The 16,087-nt window shown below is 66.9% G+C and carries 16 protein-coding genes; 6 read left to right on the forward strand and 10 right to left on the reverse strand.

Features of this window, described 5'->3' with window-relative positions:
• Positions 1–94: 94 nt before the first annotated feature.
• From AB0J62_RS38005 to AB0J62_RS38025, 5 genes are read right to left on the reverse strand one after another with little or no spacing between them, the layout of a single operon-like run.
• Positions 95–1,093 (reverse strand): LacI family DNA-binding transcriptional regulator, encoded by a 999-nt coding sequence (locus tag AB0J62_RS38005; protein ID WP_363881987.1) that lies wholly within the window; start codon positions 1,091–1,093, stop codon positions 95–97.
• Positions 1,094–1,106: 13 nt separating this feature from the next.
• Positions 1,107–1,925: a carbohydrate ABC transporter permease gene (locus AB0J62_RS38010; RefSeq protein WP_363881989.1), complete on the reverse strand. Its 819-nt coding sequence runs from the start codon at positions 1,923–1,925 to the stop codon at positions 1,107–1,109.
• On the reverse strand, positions 1,922–2,818 hold the full coding sequence (locus AB0J62_RS38015) for a sugar ABC transporter permease (protein WP_363881991.1): 897 nt from the start codon (positions 2,816–2,818) through the stop codon (positions 1,922–1,924). Before AB0J62_RS38015 ends, AB0J62_RS38010 begins: the two co-directional genes overlap by 4 nt.
• Positions 2,815–4,074, reverse strand: a complete 1,260-nt coding sequence (locus tag AB0J62_RS38020) for an extracellular solute-binding protein (RefSeq protein WP_363881993.1) — start codon at positions 4,072–4,074, stop codon at positions 2,815–2,817. The genes AB0J62_RS38015 and AB0J62_RS38020 overlap by 4 nt, the downstream gene beginning before the upstream one ends.
• On the reverse strand, positions 4,071–5,534 hold the full coding sequence (locus AB0J62_RS38025) for a sulfatase-like hydrolase/transferase (protein WP_363881995.1): 1,464 nt from the start codon (positions 5,532–5,534) through the stop codon (positions 4,071–4,073). The genes AB0J62_RS38020 and AB0J62_RS38025 overlap by 4 nt, the downstream gene beginning before the upstream one ends.
• Positions 5,535–5,787: 253 nt before the next feature.
• On the opposite strand from AB0J62_RS38025, the gene AB0J62_RS38030 reads away from it, so the two are divergent.
• Genes AB0J62_RS38030 through AB0J62_RS38045 form a run of 4 tightly spaced genes read left to right on the forward strand, consistent with a single transcriptional unit; the run spans position 5,788 to position 8,010 of the window.
• Positions 5,788–7,017: an MFS transporter gene (locus tag AB0J62_RS38030; RefSeq protein ID WP_363881997.1), complete on the forward strand. Its 1,230-nt coding sequence runs from the start codon at positions 5,788–5,790 to the stop codon at positions 7,015–7,017.
• Positions 7,014–7,487, forward strand: a complete 474-nt coding sequence (locus tag AB0J62_RS38035) for a helix-turn-helix domain-containing protein (protein WP_363881999.1) — start codon at positions 7,014–7,016, stop codon at positions 7,485–7,487. Before AB0J62_RS38030 ends, AB0J62_RS38035 begins: the two co-directional genes overlap by 4 nt.
• Positions 7,488–7,503: 16 nt before the next feature.
• Positions 7,504–7,722, forward strand: a complete 219-nt coding sequence (locus tag AB0J62_RS38040) for a hypothetical protein (RefSeq protein WP_363882001.1) — start codon at positions 7,504–7,506, stop codon at positions 7,720–7,722.
• A 6-nt stretch (positions 7,723–7,728) separates the two neighbouring features.
• Positions 7,729–8,010, forward strand: coding sequence for a hypothetical protein (locus AB0J62_RS38045; RefSeq protein WP_363882003.1), 282 nt, complete (start codon positions 7,729–7,731; stop codon positions 8,008–8,010).
• A 155-nt stretch (positions 8,011–8,165) separates the two neighbouring features.
• Here the strand turns inward: AB0J62_RS38045 and AB0J62_RS38050 are convergent, their stop codons facing one another.
• The 3 genes from AB0J62_RS38050 to AB0J62_RS38060 form a co-directional block, all read right to left on the reverse strand.
• Entirely contained in the window at positions 8,166–8,912 is a 747-nt protein-coding gene (locus AB0J62_RS38050) for a polysaccharide deacetylase family protein (RefSeq protein ID WP_363882005.1), read from the reverse strand.
• Between the two features lie 73 nt (positions 8,913–8,985).
• Positions 8,986–11,175, reverse strand: coding sequence for a carbohydrate-binding protein (locus AB0J62_RS38055; RefSeq protein WP_363882007.1), 2,190 nt, complete (start codon positions 11,173–11,175; stop codon positions 8,986–8,988).
• Positions 11,176–11,277: 102 nt separating this feature from the next.
• A complete protein-coding gene (locus AB0J62_RS38060) occupies positions 11,278–11,904 on the reverse strand; it encodes a TetR family transcriptional regulator (RefSeq protein WP_363882009.1) in 627 nt (208 codons plus the stop codon).
• A 69-nt stretch (positions 11,905–11,973) separates the two neighbouring features.
• Between AB0J62_RS38060 and AB0J62_RS38065 the strand changes: the two genes are divergently transcribed.
• The gene (locus AB0J62_RS38065) at positions 11,974–13,488 is read left to right on the forward strand and encodes an FAD-dependent monooxygenase (RefSeq protein WP_363882011.1); all 1,515 of its coding nucleotides are present in this window, start codon (positions 11,974–11,976) and stop codon (positions 13,486–13,488) included.
• A 114-nt stretch (positions 13,489–13,602) separates the two neighbouring features.
• Complete coding sequence (locus tag AB0J62_RS38070) at positions 13,603–15,330, forward strand: glycoside hydrolase (protein WP_363882013.1); 1,728 nt, start codon at positions 13,603–13,605, stop codon at positions 15,328–15,330.
• Between the two features lie 16 nt (positions 15,331–15,346).
• Here AB0J62_RS38070 and AB0J62_RS38075 read toward each other — a convergent pair whose 3' ends face one another.
• Together AB0J62_RS38075 and AB0J62_RS38080 are read right to left on the reverse strand one after the other, a co-directional pair.
• A complete protein-coding gene (locus tag AB0J62_RS38075) occupies positions 15,347–15,733 on the reverse strand; it encodes a VOC family protein (RefSeq protein WP_363882015.1) in 387 nt (128 codons plus the stop codon).
• A 19-nt stretch (positions 15,734–15,752) separates the two neighbouring features.
• Positions 15,753–15,977: a hypothetical protein gene (locus tag AB0J62_RS38080; RefSeq protein WP_363882017.1), complete on the reverse strand. Its 225-nt coding sequence runs from the start codon at positions 15,975–15,977 to the stop codon at positions 15,753–15,755.
• Positions 15,978–16,087 lie beyond the last annotated feature (110 nt).

Below are 16,087 nucleotides of genomic sequence, written 5' to 3' on the forward strand. Positions count from 1 at the left end.
GATGGGTGACTTGGCAGTTCTCATCCTGCCGCCGAAGGATCCGTCCCCCTTACTCAACCCCACCGTCAACAACCTCATGACCCGCAACAGCTAGCTAACCGATACCGGTGGTGCTCTCGCGCACCACAAGACTGAACGGGGCCTGGAGGCGGACTGGTTCGCCTCCGGGCCTCTGGTCGCGGAGGGCCTGCAGGGCCAGCCGGGCGATGGCCACGCGGTCGGGCGCGACTGTGGTGAGCGTGGGAAGCGTGGCGAGGTCATAGGGGATGTCGTCGAAACCGACCACGGCCACATCCTGCGGGACCTTCAGACCGCGCAGCACGACCGCCCGGATCGCACCCATCGCCAGCCAGTCGGTGGCCGCGAAGATCGCGTCCGGAGCCGGACGACCCGAGTCCAGCCACTTGCCGAGAGTCCGCTCGGCGTCCTGACCACGCAGCCCGCCGGTCGGCAGCACGACGTCCTCGTCGACGGGCAACCCGGCCGCGGCGAGGGCATCGCGGTACCCGTTGATCCGCTCGTCCTCCATCCCCGGACCCGGCGCCAGCGCCATCACCTGCCGCCGCCCGAGCGACAACAGATGCTCGGTCGCCACACGTCCGGCCTCCCGGTTGTCTATCCCGACGTGGTCAGCGTGATGCTCCGCGCCGGCCTTCTCCCCGAGCAGGACCAGCGGCAGCGTCGGATCACGGCCCTCCACGTCCTCGGGCGTCAGACCGAGCGGACTCATCACGATCCCGTCGAGCCGGGCCGGATGCCGCTCGTTGAGCAGCGCGAGCTCAGCCTCCCGGCGCCCACCGGTCTGATGGAACTGGACGATCCACCCGAACGCCTCCGCCTCGTCGAGCATCCGCGCCGCGAGCGAAGCGAAGTACGGACGGTCGAGCTGCGGTACGGCGAATGCGATCACCCCGCTGCGGCCCTGCGCGAGGTTGCGGGCGGCGATGTTGGGCCGGTACCCGAGCTTGTCGATCGCGGCGAGCACCCGTTGCCGGGTCTCCTCGCGGACATGCTCGGCCCCGTTGACGACGTTCGACACCGTCTTCATCGACACCCCGGCCGCCTCGGCGACATCGGTCAAGCGGGGTCTCATGGGAGCAATGCTGTCATTTGAGACCGGTATGGGCCATCCCGGCCAGGATCCGGCGCTGGAAGACCACGAACACCACGACCACCGGGACCAGCGTGACGACGCTCATCGCGAACAGGCCGCCCCACTCCGAGCTGCCGGTGGCGTCGAGGAACCCGCGCAGCGCCACCGGGACGGTCAGCCTGGTCCGGGTCGAGAGGTAGATCAGCTGGCTGAAGAAGTTGTTCCAGGTCCAGATGAACGAGAAGATCGCCGTCGTCACCAGCGCCGGCGAGAGCAGCGGCAGGATGATCCGCCGGTAGATCCCCCAGTACCCGCAGCCGTCGATCCGGGCCGCGTCGTCCAATTCGACCGGGATCGACCGGATGAATTGCACCATCAGGAACACGAAGAACGCGTCGGTGGCCAGGAAGCTCGGCACGATCATCGGCCAGAACGTGTCGATCCAGTTCAGGCTCCGGAAGATCGAGTACTGCGCGATCAGCGTCACGTGCGCGGGCAGCATGATCGTGCCGAGCATCAGCGCGAACAACGCCCTCCGGCCGACGAACCGCATCCGGGCGAACGCGTACGCCGTCAGCGAGCAGGTGATCACGTTGCCGATCACAACCGCGGCGCAGATGATCAGCGAGTTCATGATGTAGACGCCGAAGCTCGTCCCGGTCGAGGACCACCCGAGCGCATAGTTGCCGAGCGTCGGGTGCTCCGGGATCAGGCCCGGGTGCTCGAAGATGTCGGTGTTCTTGCGCAGCGAGGCGCTGACCATCCAGAGCAGCGGATACAGCATGATCAGTGCCCCGGCGGACAGTCCGATATGCGCCAGCACGCGCTTCATCGGCGTACCCCTTCGTCTCCGTAGAACACCCAGGTGCGGCCGAGGACGAAGTTCAGTCCGGTGAAGACCGCGATGATCAGCAGCAGCACCCAGGCCATCGCGGCGGCGTATCCCATCCGGAAGTTGCCGAAGGCCTGCTGGTACAGGTACAGCGTGTAGAACAGCGTGGAGTCCGAAGGACCGCCCTTACCGCCGCTGATCACGAACGCCGGGGTGAACGCCTGGAACGCGCCGATGATCTGCAGCACCAGGTTGAAGAACACCACCGGCGACAGCAGCGGCAGCGTGACCCGCCAAAATCGTTGCCACCGGCCCGCACCGTCGACCTCGGCGGCCTCGAGGACGTCGTCCGGGATCTGCCGCAGCCCGGCCAGGAAGATCACCATCGGCGCGCCGAACTGCCAGACCCGGAGCACGATCAGCGTCCACAACGCCGTACCGGGTTCGGAGATCCAGCCACGGCCCTGGATCCCGAAGACGCCGAGGATGTCGTTGAGCAAGCCGTCGCTGCCGAAGATCTGCTGCCAGAGCAGGGCGATCGCGACACTGCCGCCGAGCAGGCTCGGCACGTAGTACAACGCCCGGTAGACGGCGAGACCCTTGAGCCCTCGGTTGAGCAGTACGGCGACGGCCAGCGCGAACGCCATCTCGAGCGGGACCGAGACGCCCACGTAGATGAACGTGACGCGCAACGAGTGCAGGTAGCGCGGGTCCTGGAAGAGCGCCGTGTAGTTGTGCAGCCCGGTCCACTCGGGGGTGTTGAGCAGCGCGTAGTCGGTGAACGAGTAGTACAGCGACAACAGCATCGGGCCGATGGTCAGCCCGAGTACGCCGATCAGCCACGGCAACAGGAACAGGTACGCCGGGAGGCTCTGGCGGAGACGCGCTATCACTGACCGAGAGTCTTTCCGGCCAGGTCGACGAACTCCTGCGCGCCCGCGTCCGGCTTGGTCTTGCCGAAGCCGATGTTCTCCGCGATCCGGCCGAACCCGGTCAGCAGTTCGCCGTACCCCTTCGGCCACGGCTTCGGCGACGGACCGACCTTGCCGGCGATGTCCTCGACGTACTTGATCGCCCGCGCCCCGGCCGAGCCGGCATCCGCCGAGACCAGATCACGCGCCTTCTTCGACGGCGGTACGCCGAGCAGGATGCCGATCGCCTTGATCGCCTTCTCGTCGTTGAGCAGGAACCCGATCAGTTCGGCCGCATCCTCGGGATGCTTGCTCGCGGCCGAGATGCACCACAGGTCGAGTCCCTTGATGAACTGGCCCTTGAGGTCACCGGCAGTGCCCTGCGGCACCGGCAACACCGACAGCGGGCTCTTGACCACCGGCTGGTAGAAGGTGACCTGCTGGACCCAGCCGAACTGCAGCGGAGCTTTGCCCTTGGCAACCAGTGACTTCTCGATCGCGGTCGTCTCGGCGCTGACGTTCTGCGGCGGCGCGGCCTTGGCGCTGCGCAGGTCGGCCCAGTACTGGAACCACTCCTGGACCGTGTCTTTGCTCGTGGCAAGCTTTCCGCCGTCGTCGGAGAACAGCTCGGTGCCGTGCTGGCGCGCGTACACCTCGAACAGCTGGAAGTTCCCTGCCTGATCGGTCGATCCGTAGGAGCCCTGGATCGATCCGCTGTAGTCGCGGGCGAACTCGGCGAACTTGTCCCACGTCCATCCCTGGGCCGGGACCGTGCCGCCGGCGCGCTTGACGGCCGCCTCGTCGACGTACATCGCGTAGCTGATCGAGCTCTGCCCGATGCCGAAGTTCTTGCCGTCGACAACACCGCTGTCGGCGACGTCCTTGTCGAGGCCCGACGTGTCGATCCCCGAGGAGCCAAGGTCTTTCAGCGCGCTTCGGCCCGCGTAGTCGCTGAAGTAGCTCATCGACATCCGCAGTACGTCGGGAGCGTTGTTGCCGGACGTCTGCGTGGCGAGCTTGTCCCAGTAGTCGTCGAACGGCGCGCTCTCCGCGGAGTACTCGACGCCGCCGCTCGACTTCCACGCACTCAGTGCGGTATTGAGCGCCTTGGTGACCGGGTCAGGTCCGTACCAGGAGACGCGCAGCGGCTTCTTGCCTCCCGAGCAACCGGGCAGGACTGCCGCGGCGGCGGTGGCGGCGCCGAGACCCAGCAGGGTCCGGCGGGTCAGTTTGGTCATGATTGGTTCTCCCTGCGTTGGGCCCAGCGCCAGTTGTGGGGCAGGCGGAGCGGGACGTAGTTGCCGTTGGGGAGGTCATCAGTCAGCCGTGCTTGCCAGCAGGCGAGCTGGTGCAGCAGCTGGGCCCTGACGGCCAGGTAGTCGTCGTCCTCGAAGAGGTTGTGAAGCTCGGCCGGGTCTTTGTCCACGTCATAGAGTTCGCCGGCCAGGTCGGCGTGGACGATCAGCTTCCAGCTGCCGCTGCGGAGCATCCGGGCGGCTCCGGACTGCGTGACGGTGTTGAGCTCGTCGAAGGTCGGGCCGTCGTACGCGAAGTGCAGCGGCGGGCGGGCGTTGACGTCGTACGCGCGTCCGCCGAAGCCCTGCTCGGCGATGATGCTGCCGAACTCGGTTTCGGGTGCGGCCTCACCCTGTGCGAGTGGGAGCAGACTGCGACCCTGGACGCCATCGGGGATCGGTTGGCCGACGGCCTCGCAGATGGTCGGGAGGACGTCGACGATCGAGACCGGCTCGTCGCGCTGCTGGATCGCGATGCCGTCGCCGGTCATGATCAGCGGGATCCGCATCAGGAAGTCGTTCAGGCCGGCGCCCTTGCGTTGCAGGCCGTACTCGCCGACGTAGTCGCCGTGGTCGGCGAGCACGATGGTCAGGCGGGGTCGTTGCCTCAGGCCCTCGTGCAGCCGGCGGATCTGGTCGTCGAGGAGACGCAACATGCCGAGGTAGTTCGCGGCGTACCGGCGCCAGTTGTCGTCGTACCCCGGGCGCTTGTCTTCCTGGAGTTCGCGCAGCCAGGCGTAGGTGCCGCCCTTGGCTTGTGTTGCCTCGGGCCCGCTGATGCGATCCGGGACGTCCTCGGGCGCCACGAGGTCGAAGTACGGCTGAGGGACTTGGTACGGGTTGTGGGGCTCGGGGTACGAGACCCAGAACAGACCGGGCTTGCCGGGGTCCGCGGTTCGCGCGGCCTCGAGTGCATCCGTGGTGATCCGGTGCGGCAGTTGGCAGCGCACGTCGTACGGCGTGGGCTGGTCGGAAACACCGTGGTCGAGGTGCTCGAGCCAGTCGTCGAATGCCTTCTCGTCCGCATCCTGCTGCGGTCCTCGGGTGTGGAAGTAAGGGCCGGCGAACGTGTCGAAGTCTTGTGCGCCGCGGTGCATGTGCGGTTTGCCGGCGAAGTGCAGCTGGTAATCGGCGGCCCGCAGTACGTCGAGCAGGTCCTCGGAGAACCGGGCGTGCTGGGCGTTGCTGTTCTGCCGGACCTGATGCGCGCTCGGGAACCGACCGGTGAGCAGACTCGTCCGCGCCGGCACACAAGCCGGCGCCGCGGTGTAGGCCTGCCGGAAGTCGGTCCCGGCCGCCGCCAGACCGTCGACGAACGGCATGGTGTCGACCGGATACCCACTCCGCCGAGTCAGCCCCACCCGCTGCTGATCGGTCATCACGATGACGATGTCGGGACGCATCTACTTCCTTCCGCTCACCCACCCCCCAGCGACGCGAGGGGCGCGGGCTGTTTCTGCTCACCCCGCCCCGAGCGAAGCGAGGGCGGGTTGTTTCTGCGCCTTTACAGCGCTGTATTGCAGCGCTGTAAACCATGCTGCAGACACCTCGAGGTCGTCAAGTGACGCGCATCACATCAGATTCTGGATTGCTTTGAGCAACTCAGCTGTTCTGGCTTGCATCGAGCAACTCAGCCGTCCCTGGAAGGACCCCTCTGTGAGCACTCTCGATCTCCCCGTCTCGGCCGCTCGGCGATCGCGTCGCAGCCTGAGCCGGCGCGGCAGTTTCTGGACGGCGGCCGCCGTTGCGGGCATCAGCCTGTGGACCAGCGCGGCCCCGACCACGACGTACCCGCTCTATGCCTCGACCTGGCACCTCACCCCGACGGCGACGACCGCGATCTTCGCGGTCTACCCGGTGGTGCTGGTCGCGTTCCTGCTGATCTTCGGCCAGGTGTCGGACTACATCGGCCGCCGGACCACGATGCTGTACGGCGTCGGCGCGATGCTCGCCGGCGTACTTCTCTTCGCTGTCGCCCCGTCGGTGGGCTGGGTCTACGCGGGCCGGGCGCTCATGGGCGCAGGCGTCGGCCTGGCATTGACGCCGGCGACGGCCGCCGCGGTCGAGTTCAGCGCCCGGGGCAAGGAACACCGAGCGGCCTCCGTCACGACGGTGGCGACCGCGGCGGGGCTGGCCCTGGCGACGATCGTCGGCGGCGGGCTGATCGAGTACGCCCCGGCTCCGTTGCACCTGGACTACTGGGTCCTGGTCGCGGTCATCGTCGGCGTCCTCGGAGCGATCTGGCGGATGCCGCGGCACACGAGGGACGAGGCACAGGGCCGCTGGCGCCCACGCCCGATCACCGTTGCCAAGGGCACCCGTCTGCTGTACCTGGCGGCGGCCCTCGCGGTCACCGGCGCGTACGCGTTCGGCTCGGTCTTCCTGGCGCTCGGCGCCGAGATCGTGCGTGACCTGGTCGGCACCGGGAACATCTTCGTGATCGGTCTGCTGCTCGCGATCTTCTCGGTCGCCACCGGGACGACCGCGATCATCGGCCGCCGGTTCCCCGCCCACCGCCTGGTCCCGCTCGGCGCGGTCCTGACGCTCGCCGACCTCGGTCTGCTCGAGCTCGCGGCGACGGCCCACTCGGTCCCGCTCTTCATCGCGACGACGGTCGTCGGCGGCACGGCGTACGGCCTGCTCTTCTCCGGCGGTCTCGGCCTGATCGCGAGCCACGCGCCGGCGCACCACCGCGGCGCGACAGTCTCCGCGGTCTACCTCGTCGCCTACATCCTGCAGGGCGCGATCGCCCTCGCCCTCGGCCTGGTCGCGACGGCGTCCGGCCTGAGTACGGCGCTACTCCTCGGCGTCACCGTGATCGGTACGCTGGCCATCCTGATCCTGGCGGCGGCCATCCTCCACACCACCCGCAAGGAGGTGTCATGAGCACCCGCACCGCGGGCCGACCGAACTGCTCGATCGCCCGCGCCCTCGACCTGCTGCGCGACCGGTGGACGTTCCTGATCCTCCGCGAGGCACACCTGGGCACGACTCGTTTCGCCGACTTCCGTGACGTGCTCGGCATCGCGCCGAACATCCTCACCAACCGCCTGGCGGCGATGGTGGAGGCCGGCCTGCTGGAGCGACGCGAGTATCGCGCGGAGCGGGAGCGCACCCGTTGCGACTACCACCTGACGCCGGCCGGCGAGGACCTGAAGATCGTCCTCGCCGCCCTCCAGCAGTGGGGCGACGTCCACGTCCCCCGCGACCAGGGCCCCACCGTCGTACGGCACGCCAAGTCGGGCGAACTTGTCGATGTCTCGTTCACAACCGAGTCGGGGACCCGTGTGCCGGCGGCGGAGGTTTCCTTCGACCCGGTCCCCGGCAGCACGGCCGACCGCAGCGACTGGCGCTGACTCACCGATCGGCGAGATGTTGGGCGGGTTCCCAGCTGAACCCGTCCGGGCGACGAAGTCCGCCGCGTCGCCGCTCAGCGCGATCCGGTGCGAGCCGCTGCCATCCACCGGTACGCCGGCGTCCTTGGCCAGCGCCTTCCGCCCGTACAGCCCCAGCTTCATCGGCCCGGCGGCGTCGAACTCGACGTACTTGCGCCCGAAGCTCTTCGCCACCGTGAGTCCGTGGTCGACGTAGAACTTCTTGCTCGCGGCCACATCCGAGCAGCCGAGGAGCAGTACGACGGAGTCGATCGCGCGCGTCGCGGGGCCGGTGTCCTTCTTCTGCGACGTCGCGACCTTCCAGATCGTCCCGTCGGGCGCTTGCAGCGTGCCGCCGTACCCCCAGAGCGACTTGGTCACCGGCTTGATCACTGTCGCACCGGCGCCGACCGCGCTCTCGAACAGACTGTTCACTGTGCTCGGCTGCCCTACCGTCAGCGACAGCGTGAAGCCGCGGAACCCGCTCGTGTCGGCGGCCGACTGACGCACTCGCACTCGCTCGTCCAGCCCGAAGGCTTCTTGCAGAAACCGCTCGGCCTCTGCAACGTCGGCAACTTCCAGAACCACACCTCGTAGATTTGTCATGTCTTCAAGCTAGGTTCGGCCGACGCCGCAGCGCTTCTTGATTCCTGACCAGCTTCAGCAGGCCAGGGTCGCGAAGCCGAATCCGCGAGTCGACAAGGCCGTCAGTGCCTGGTCCAGCGCGGCGACCGTCTGTGAGCGGTTGCCGCCGCCGTCGTGCATCAGGATGATCGCTCCCGGATGCGCCCCGGCCAGCACCCGCTGCACGATCGTCGCCGTCCCCGGCCGCTTCCAGTCCTCCGTGTCGACATCCCACAGGACCTGCTGCATCCCGTCCCGCTTGATCTCGGCCCGCACCCGCGCATTCGTCGCGCCGTACGGCGGCCGGAAGCACTTCGACTTGATGCCGTCGGCAACCTGGTGATGCAGTTGCGCCGGCGACAGCTTGGTCAGCTGCGGGTGCGAGATCGAGTGATTCCCGATCTGGTTTCCGGCGGCACGCACCTGGTCGACCAGCTCCGGGTGCGAGTCCGACTCCTCGGCCAGCATGAAGAACGTCCCGTGCACGCCGTGTTTCGCCAGCACAGCAAGGACTTCCGGCGTCCACCGCGGATCCGGACCGTCGTCGAAGGTCAGATAAACGACCTTCCCGTGCGCCTGCTCAACCGGCTCGGTGCTCTGCACGCTCGCCGTCGCTGTCGCCGTGGCGGCGGGTTTCGGAATGGGAGTGGTCGCCGCGACGCGGTGCGCAGGCTTCGCCGTGTTCGCGCTCTGCGCCTCGCTGGAGTTCGCCGCATGCAAACTCCAGAAGGCCGCTGCCGCGCCGACGGCCAGCACCACCGGCAACCTCAGACCTCTCCACATCCCCCGAACCCCCAGCCTCAGCCCCGATACCCCTTACCTCCCTGGAGACGCCGCGAGCCGCCGGAAAGTTGATTCAGCTGCTGAGTTTGATGTAGTCCAGGTTGAAGCCGCCGGTCTCGCAGTACACGGTGATGACTTGATCGCCTTGCGGCAGCGTCACCGGTGTGGTGATCGTTTGGTAGTTGGTCCAGCCGCCCGTGTCCGGGACTGTTGCTTTGGTGAGTGTTGTGCCTGTGGCATCCCGAATCGAGATCGCGTCCGTCGCCGGACCGCCGGTGCCGTTGGCGACCCTGAGCTCGAGGTTGTAGGTGCCGGCCTGGGCGAGGTCGAGGCGGTATTGGAGCCAGTTGCCGGGCGCGGTCCAGCCGACGTTCTTGCCGCCGCTCGCGGCCGGATTGTTCTCGATGAAGTTGGCACCGCCGTCGGTCCAGCCGTGCTGAGCGACGTACGACTCCGCTTCCACCTTCTCTCCCACCGGCGCGCCGTGCGGCCTGACCGTCACATGCACAGTCGCCTCGTCATGCGACGCGCCATCGGTGACCCGCACCTTGAGGTCCAGGGCTCCAGCAACCGTCGGGTGCAGGGCCAGTGTGTTGCCATCGAGGCTGACACCGGCCGGCAGGTCCGTCGCGTAGTACGCAAGCTTGTCATTGTCGCGATCGGTAGCTTGCAGCTTCACCTGGGTCGTGCCGTACTGATCGGCAACGACATCCGGGATCTGCGTGAACACCGGCGCGTGGTCGCGACGCGGCACGTCGCCATGCCAGCGGTACGTCGCATACGCATTCGCCGGCACTGTGACCGCGAACGACTTCCCCGCGAGCGTGATGCGGACCTTGCCGGCCGCTGCATTGGAGTTGCCAACGATCGCGACGAAGTTGTCATGGGCATCCTTGTAGACGACATTGCTGATGCCGTTGGCCGTCGCGCTCGACTCCACCCGGGTGTGCTCCGGCCCGAGGTACTTCGCGAACTGCCCCATCGCATACAGCTCGTCGCGGACCGTGAACGTCTTGGTGTTCGTGTCGACGGTGACCAGCCTGTTCGGCCACTTCGTCGTACGTCCGACCTCTTCCCAGTCGACGTTGTTGTCCCGCGCCGGCGTCCAGTGCAGCGTGCCGCCGTCCTGGTCGGTCGTCTGCGCCCACATGATGTACGACGACGCGTCGAGCCGGAAGTAGTTCAGGATCGTTGCCGGTGACAAATCACTCGTCTCCGTCATGTGCACGGGCTTGCCGAACTCCTCGAACGCATCCCGCATCACCGTCGGATCACCCCAGTACGGATGGAACGCGATCGCATCCGCGGCCTTGACCGTCCGGGGATCGTTGAAGATCCGGTAGTAGTTCTTCGTCTGCGTGCTGTTGGGATCCCGCCAGTCCCAGAAGTTGAAGTCGTGCACGTACAGCTCGGTGCCGAGTCCCGCTTTGCGCACCTCACGCTTGATTGCCACGGACAACTTCTGCTGCTGCTCGACACTGATGTCCATCGCCGGATACACCACGTCGATCCCCGGCTCGTTCAGCAGCGTCAGCGCGTCGACCGTGATCCCGTACTTCGCATACGCCTGCAGATACTTCACGTAGTACTTCGCGAACACGTCGATGCAGTCGTCGCGGAGCTTGCCCACCTGGTGGTACGACGTCGTACTCCCCGGGTTCAACGCGACCTCGCCGGTGAACCGGTTGTTGGTCTTCATCCAGGCCGGCGCACTCCAGGCCGAGGCGAAGAACGTCGCACGCGGGTTGTACGTCTGGATCAGCTTCACCGTGTCCACGATGTGCAGATCCACGTCCCGCTTGATCGAGAAGTACATCAGGGTGCGGTCCTCGGTCACGCCGGCCGGCAACTCGTCGTACGACCAGAACGGCAGATGCTCGATCAGATCCGGACTCCCGATCGTGAGCCGGAACCGGTCGAAACCGGCGCCGGTCCTCGGGTCGACCAGCAGCTTGACGGCCCGCTCGCGCTCGGCCGGTGTCAGCTTCCAGAGGTTGGAGACGCTGGTCTCGTCGAGCGAGAACCCGACGCCGGAGTACTTCTGCCGGAGCGTGCTCGGATCCACGACCACTGTCGCGTCGACGGGGCCGCTGTCATCCGCGCCGACGTACGTCGACGGCAACGGCTGCCAGGTCTGGGCCGACCCGCTCGAGTACGTCCCACTCACCACCGCCCCGCGCTGGGCCACCGCCGGCGACCCGCCCGTGGCCAATCCGCTGGCCACCACCCCGACCACAACCGCCAACCCAAGAGTCCGCCTCACAAACCCTCCAAGCTCAGTGGAAAGCCCTTACAAGCACGGCGACTCTAGGTGGAGAACTCCCTCCCCAACACCCCCTGCCGGTTCCGGAACTGGTTCCGCAACTCAGCTTCCGTAGTTGGCGATGCCGCCTTCCAGCAGGTCGAAGGTCTGATCGATGACGTCAACCTGCTCGCGGCGTACCTTCTCGCCCGGCTGTCCGGCGATCAGCTTGTCGACGGCGACGCGCGGCACGATCGTGACCGCGGTCGCGATCAGGTTGGCGACGACCGCGGCCTCCACGCCCGGTCCGACCTCGGTCTCGAGGAGCTCGGTCAGCGCGTCGGCCAGTTCACGGGTGTGCTCGAGCGTACGACGTACGAGCGCCGGGCTCGCGTCGACGATTTCGTAGAAGTGCTGGGTCCCCTCCCGCGCGCCGGACAGTGGGTGCTGCGTCGCCAGCAGTTCGTGCAGATACCGCCGTACCGCGGCGACGACCGACTCGCCGGGCTCACGGTCACTGATGGCCCGTCGGAGATCGTCGACGAGGTCCGCGTGCCGATCGAGGAACAGGTCCTCCTTGCGCGGGAAGTAGTTGAACACCGTCATCCGCGCCACGTTGGCCGCCTCCGCGACCTCGGCGATCGTGACGTTGTCGAACCCGCGCTCGATGAACAACCCTGACGCGATGTCCGCGATCCGCCGCCGGCTCTCCCGCTTCTTCCGCTCGCGCAGGCCGAGCCGTTCATCCATGACATTTAGCATACTCGACATAAATTTAGACCGAGTACACTATTTGCAGACGACGATCGGGGAGCTGTTATGGACTACGACGTGGTGGTGGCCGGCGCAGGGCCGGTAGGACTCATGCTCGCCTGCGAGCTGCGACTGGCCGGGGTGAATGTGCTCGTGGTCGAGCGGCTCACCGAGCCGGACCTGACGATCAAGGCAGGTTCGATCAACGTGCCGACCGCAGAAGCCTTGTACCGCAGGGGTTTGCTGCCCGCGCTACAGGAGCAGCAAAAACGACTGCTCGAACAGTTCGCCCGGCCTGCGGGCGCGCCGGCTCCGGAAATGCCGAAGCGCCCACCGATCGCCGGCCACTTCGGCGGCATCCTGGTCGGCGCCGACAAGGTCGACTTCGCCGATCCCGAGTTCCGCGACGCCGGACCGGCGTCCACCATCTTTCTGGTCAATCAGCAGACCATCGAACAGGTCCTCGCCGAGCGAGCGGAAGAGCTAGGCGTCGAGGTGCGACGCGGCGTCGAGCTGACCAGCTACACGGCGTCCGACAACGACGTACGCGTCCTGCTGGGGTCTGAAGAAGTGTCGGCCGGCTGGCTGGTCGGCTGCGACGGCGGGCGGAGCGTCGTACGCAAACTCGCCGGCTTCGACTTCGTCGGCACCGACCCCGAGATCACCGGCCACCAGGCGATGGTGGAGTTGGAAGGCGCCGAGCAGCTCGCCCTCGGCTGGAACAGCACCGACACCGGCATCTATGCGTACGGTCCGTTCCCCGGCCGCATCCTCACCGTCGAGTTCGACGGCCCGCCGATCGATCGCGACGCCCCGATCACCGCAGCCGAGCTGGAAACCAGCCTCCGCAACGTGACCGGCGCCGAGGTCACGATCACCAAGGTCATCACTGCGACCCGCTTCACCGACAATGCCCGCCAGGCGACGACGTACCGTCTCGGGCGCGTGCTCCTGGCCGGCGACGCCGCTCACGTCCACTCCCCGTTCGGCGGTCAGGGCCTCAACCTGGGCATCGGCGACGCCATGAACCTCGGCTGGAAGCTGGCCGCCACGATCCAGGGCTGGGCGCCGGACGGCCTCCTCGACACCTACACCACCGAACGTCACCCGATCGGCGAATGGGTCCTCGACTGGACCCGGGCCCAAATCACGATCATGCGCCCCGACCGCCACGCCCGCGCCCTGCGCCGTGTCATGGACGACCTCCTCCGCACCGCCGACGGCTCCACCTTCCTGAGCAAGAACCTCTCCGGCGGCTGGCAACGGTACGACTTCGGCAGCGACAACGACCTTGTCGGAACGTCGGCGCCCGACCTCGAGTTCGCCGACGGCACCCGCCTCGGCGACCACCTCCGAGACGGCAAGGCCGTCCTCTTCAACCTCACCGACTCGCCACAACTCCGCGACCTGGCCGCACCTTGGTCCGACCGCCTCCACATCGTCGACACCAAACCGGCAACTCCCGGCGCGGCCGCGGCTCTCCTGCTCCGGCCGGACAGCCACATCGCCTGGTCCACGGACAACGAGAACCTCGACGGTCTCACTCCCGCCCTCGAAACCTGGCTCGGCCAACCAGCCTGAACGTCTCCAGCGCTCGGGACGTCGATTCTGGCCTGGGCGGCCGGCGGGTCGCCCAGGCCGGCTCTCTCTGTAGATTGTGCAGCCGGATCACCCGGGCAGAGAGAGGTCGCGACGATGACCACCGACCCAGCGGTTCACACCGGACGTACGGCCGTCGGACCGTTCCCGCCGGCCGCTCCCCGGAATCCCGATGCGCCGCACGTCACCGCGGCGACGATCCACGTCGACGCCGGACACGTCCAGGGTCCGCTGGCGCGGATCTGGGAGAGCTTCGGGTACGACGAGTTCAACTGGACGTACATGCCCACCGGCAAGCGGCTGCTGCAGACCTTCGCCGACTTCTCCGGCGCCGGGTACTTCGTCCGGCCGCACTACATGTACTGCTCGGGCAGCGGCTTCGGCATCCCGCACTGGAGCTCCGGCAACGTCTACCACGAGGATGCCGACGGCAATCCGTACTACGACTTCACGCTCCTCGACCAGGCGTACGACGCGATCGTCGGCGCCGGACATCACCTCCTGGTCGAGCTCGGCTTCACTCCGCGGGACCTGCTGCCACCTGAGGCCGCCGAGCTGACCGTCGTACCGAGTCCTACCGCCTACACCAACTACGAGGCAGGCGCCTGGGCCTATCCGCCGAAGGACTACGCCAAGTGGGCGGGTCTCATCAGCGCCACGGTCCGGCACTGCCTCGATCGCTATGGCGAGGCGGAGGTCAAGACCTGGCTCTGGGAACTGTGGAACGAGCCGGACATCTTCTACTGGCGCGGCACTCTCGATCAGTACAACGAGCTCTACACCGCAACGGTGCAAGCGATCCGCAACGTGTTGCCCGAGGCAAAGGTCGGCGGGCCGGCGGTCACCAGCGGCGGCCTGGACTTCCTCCGCGGCTTCCTGGACTACACGTCGAGCCGCAACGAGCCGCTGGACTTCATCTCGTACCACACCAAGGGCTGCCACTTCCCGACCCGCGATTACAAACCGTTCGCCGAACCAGCCGCCGAGCAACTCAGCCCGTCGTCGACGAAGATGCTGTACGACGTACGCGAGTTCAATCGGCTGATCGGTTCTTATGAGGCGTACGCCGAGCTGCCGGTCATCGTCGACGAGTGCGATGCCGCCGTACCGGCGCACTTCGGGCGGTACGACAACCGCAACTACAGCTTCCAGAACACGGAGTACTACCCCGTCTTCCAGGCGAAGCTGATGAAGAAGATCCTGGACCTGAACGACACCGAGCGGGCCAAGGTCGCTTACGCCACCTCCTGGAGCTTCTACTTCGAGGCCGAACGCTACTTCGAAGGCACGCGGTCCTTCCTGACCGCAGGCGGCATCGAGAAGCCGTTCCTCAACGCGTACCGAATGCTGTCGCTGCTCGGTCCCGACCGGTTGCGCGCAACGTCGGACGCAGCCTGGCACGTCAGCGAACTCGAGGGGACCGACGGCAGCAGCATGCCCGAGGAGGTCGACGCCCTAGCCTCACGCTCGGCCGACGGCACAGTCGCCGTACTGCTCTGGCGCCACATCGACGACCAGTACCAAACCAGCGCCGACCTCACGCCGGTAACCGTAACCGTCCGCAACCTCCCGCCCGGTCCATACCGCCTGCGCCACTTCCGCATCGACGCCAACCACAGCAATTCCTTCACCACCTGGCAATCCCTCGGCTCCCCGCAGGACCCGACGAGTGAACAGCTGTCCAGGATCACCAGCCGCCAGGGCCTCGAGCAACTCGACCCCGAACAACTCTTGACGATCGACGGCGACATTTCCCTAGACGTCACACTTCCGTTGCCCTCGGCATCATTGCTGATCCTCGAGCCGACTGACGGCGGCCGCTAATGCGCAGCCATCAGAATCAGCCACCGCCGCTCCCATAGGGACGCGTGATGATCTCTAACCAGTGCCCGTCCGGACCCTCCCAGTAGAGGCCGCGTCCGCCATCGCCGTGGTTGATCTCTTGCGGTCGGCGCTTGAACGGGTCGGCCCACCATCTGCGCCCCTCGTCCCGCAAACGACCGAGGATCCGGTCGAAATCCTCCTCGCCCACCAGGAACGCATAGTGTTGCCCGGGGATCTCCCCCTCGGCGTCCATGAAGTCCAGGCTCGCCCCGTTGTCCAACTTCAACTCGGCGAACGGTCCGTACGCTCGCGCCTCCGGCAAACCAAGCACCTCACCGACATCGCGAGCCGCAGCCCACCGATCCTTCACATGCACAATCGTGTGATTCAGTTCAACACTCATCGGACTCTCCCGTCGCCTGTCAGTCGTCGGCCGGGATTTGGGGAAAGTAGTCAACCTCGCAGCTGTAGTAGCGCATCGACAGCGCGGCGCGCTCCGCGTCGATGGCACCCTCGCCGACAGCGAGCACACGATTGAGCCACCGGCTGGGCTCGTGATCAGTCCGAAAGGTCAGCACGTGCAGCCCCGAACCCTCGGCGACGTTCGACAGCCCCGTCAGCCGAAACAACACAAACCCGCCATCCATCGACCATCCCCCGGGCATCAGGGTGGGCATACCCGCCCTCGAGCCTAGGGTTATTGGACCATCGCGCACTCCCAGCAAGCCGCCCCGCAAACACCGCCGTCCCCTGCCCA

The organism is Kribbella sp. NPDC049584, assembly GCF_040675555.1.
Lineage (GTDB): Bacteria > Actinomycetota > Actinomycetes > Propionibacteriales > Kribbellaceae > Kribbella.

Excerpts from the sequence above, each read along its gene's own strand:
- AB0J62_RS38020 (WP_363881993.1), bottom strand. The coding sequence starts at position 4,074 with ATGACCAAACTGACCCGCCGGACCCTGCTGGGTCTCGGCGCCGCCACC.
- AB0J62_RS38005 (WP_363881987.1), bottom strand. The coding sequence starts at position 1,093 with ATGAGACCCCGCTTGACCGATGTCGCCGAGGCGGCCGGGGTGTCGATG.
- AB0J62_RS38075 (WP_363882015.1), bottom strand. The coding sequence starts at position 15,733 with ATGAGTGTTGAACTGAATCACACGATTGTGCATGTGAAGGATCGGTGG.
- AB0J62_RS38065 (WP_363882011.1), top strand. The coding sequence starts at position 11,974 with ATGGACTACGACGTGGTGGTGGCCGGCGCAGGGCCGGTAGGACTCATG.
- AB0J62_RS38040 (WP_363882001.1), top strand. The coding sequence starts at position 7,504 with ATGTTGGGCGGGTTCCCAGCTGAACCCGTCCGGGCGACGAAGTCCGCC.
- AB0J62_RS38070 (WP_363882013.1), top strand. The coding sequence starts at position 13,603 with ATGACCACCGACCCAGCGGTTCACACCGGACGTACGGCCGTCGGACCG.
- AB0J62_RS38025 (WP_363881995.1), bottom strand. The coding sequence starts at position 5,534 with ATGCGTCCCGACATCGTCATCGTGATGACCGATCAGCAGCGGGTGGGG.
- AB0J62_RS38080 (WP_363882017.1), bottom strand. The coding sequence starts at position 15,977 with ATGGATGGCGGGTTTGTGTTGTTTCGGCTGACGGGGCTGTCGAACGTC.
- AB0J62_RS38060 (WP_363882009.1), bottom strand. The coding sequence starts at position 11,904 with ATGGATGAACGGCTCGGCCTGCGCGAGCGGAAGAAGCGGGAGAGCCGG.
- AB0J62_RS38035 (WP_363881999.1), top strand. The coding sequence starts at position 7,014 with ATGAGCACCCGCACCGCGGGCCGACCGAACTGCTCGATCGCCCGCGCC.
- AB0J62_RS38010 (WP_363881989.1), bottom strand. The coding sequence starts at position 1,925 with ATGAAGCGCGTGCTGGCGCATATCGGACTGTCCGCCGGGGCACTGATC.
- AB0J62_RS38050 (WP_363882005.1), bottom strand. The coding sequence starts at position 8,912 with ATGTGGAGAGGTCTGAGGTTGCCGGTGGTGCTGGCCGTCGGCGCGGCA.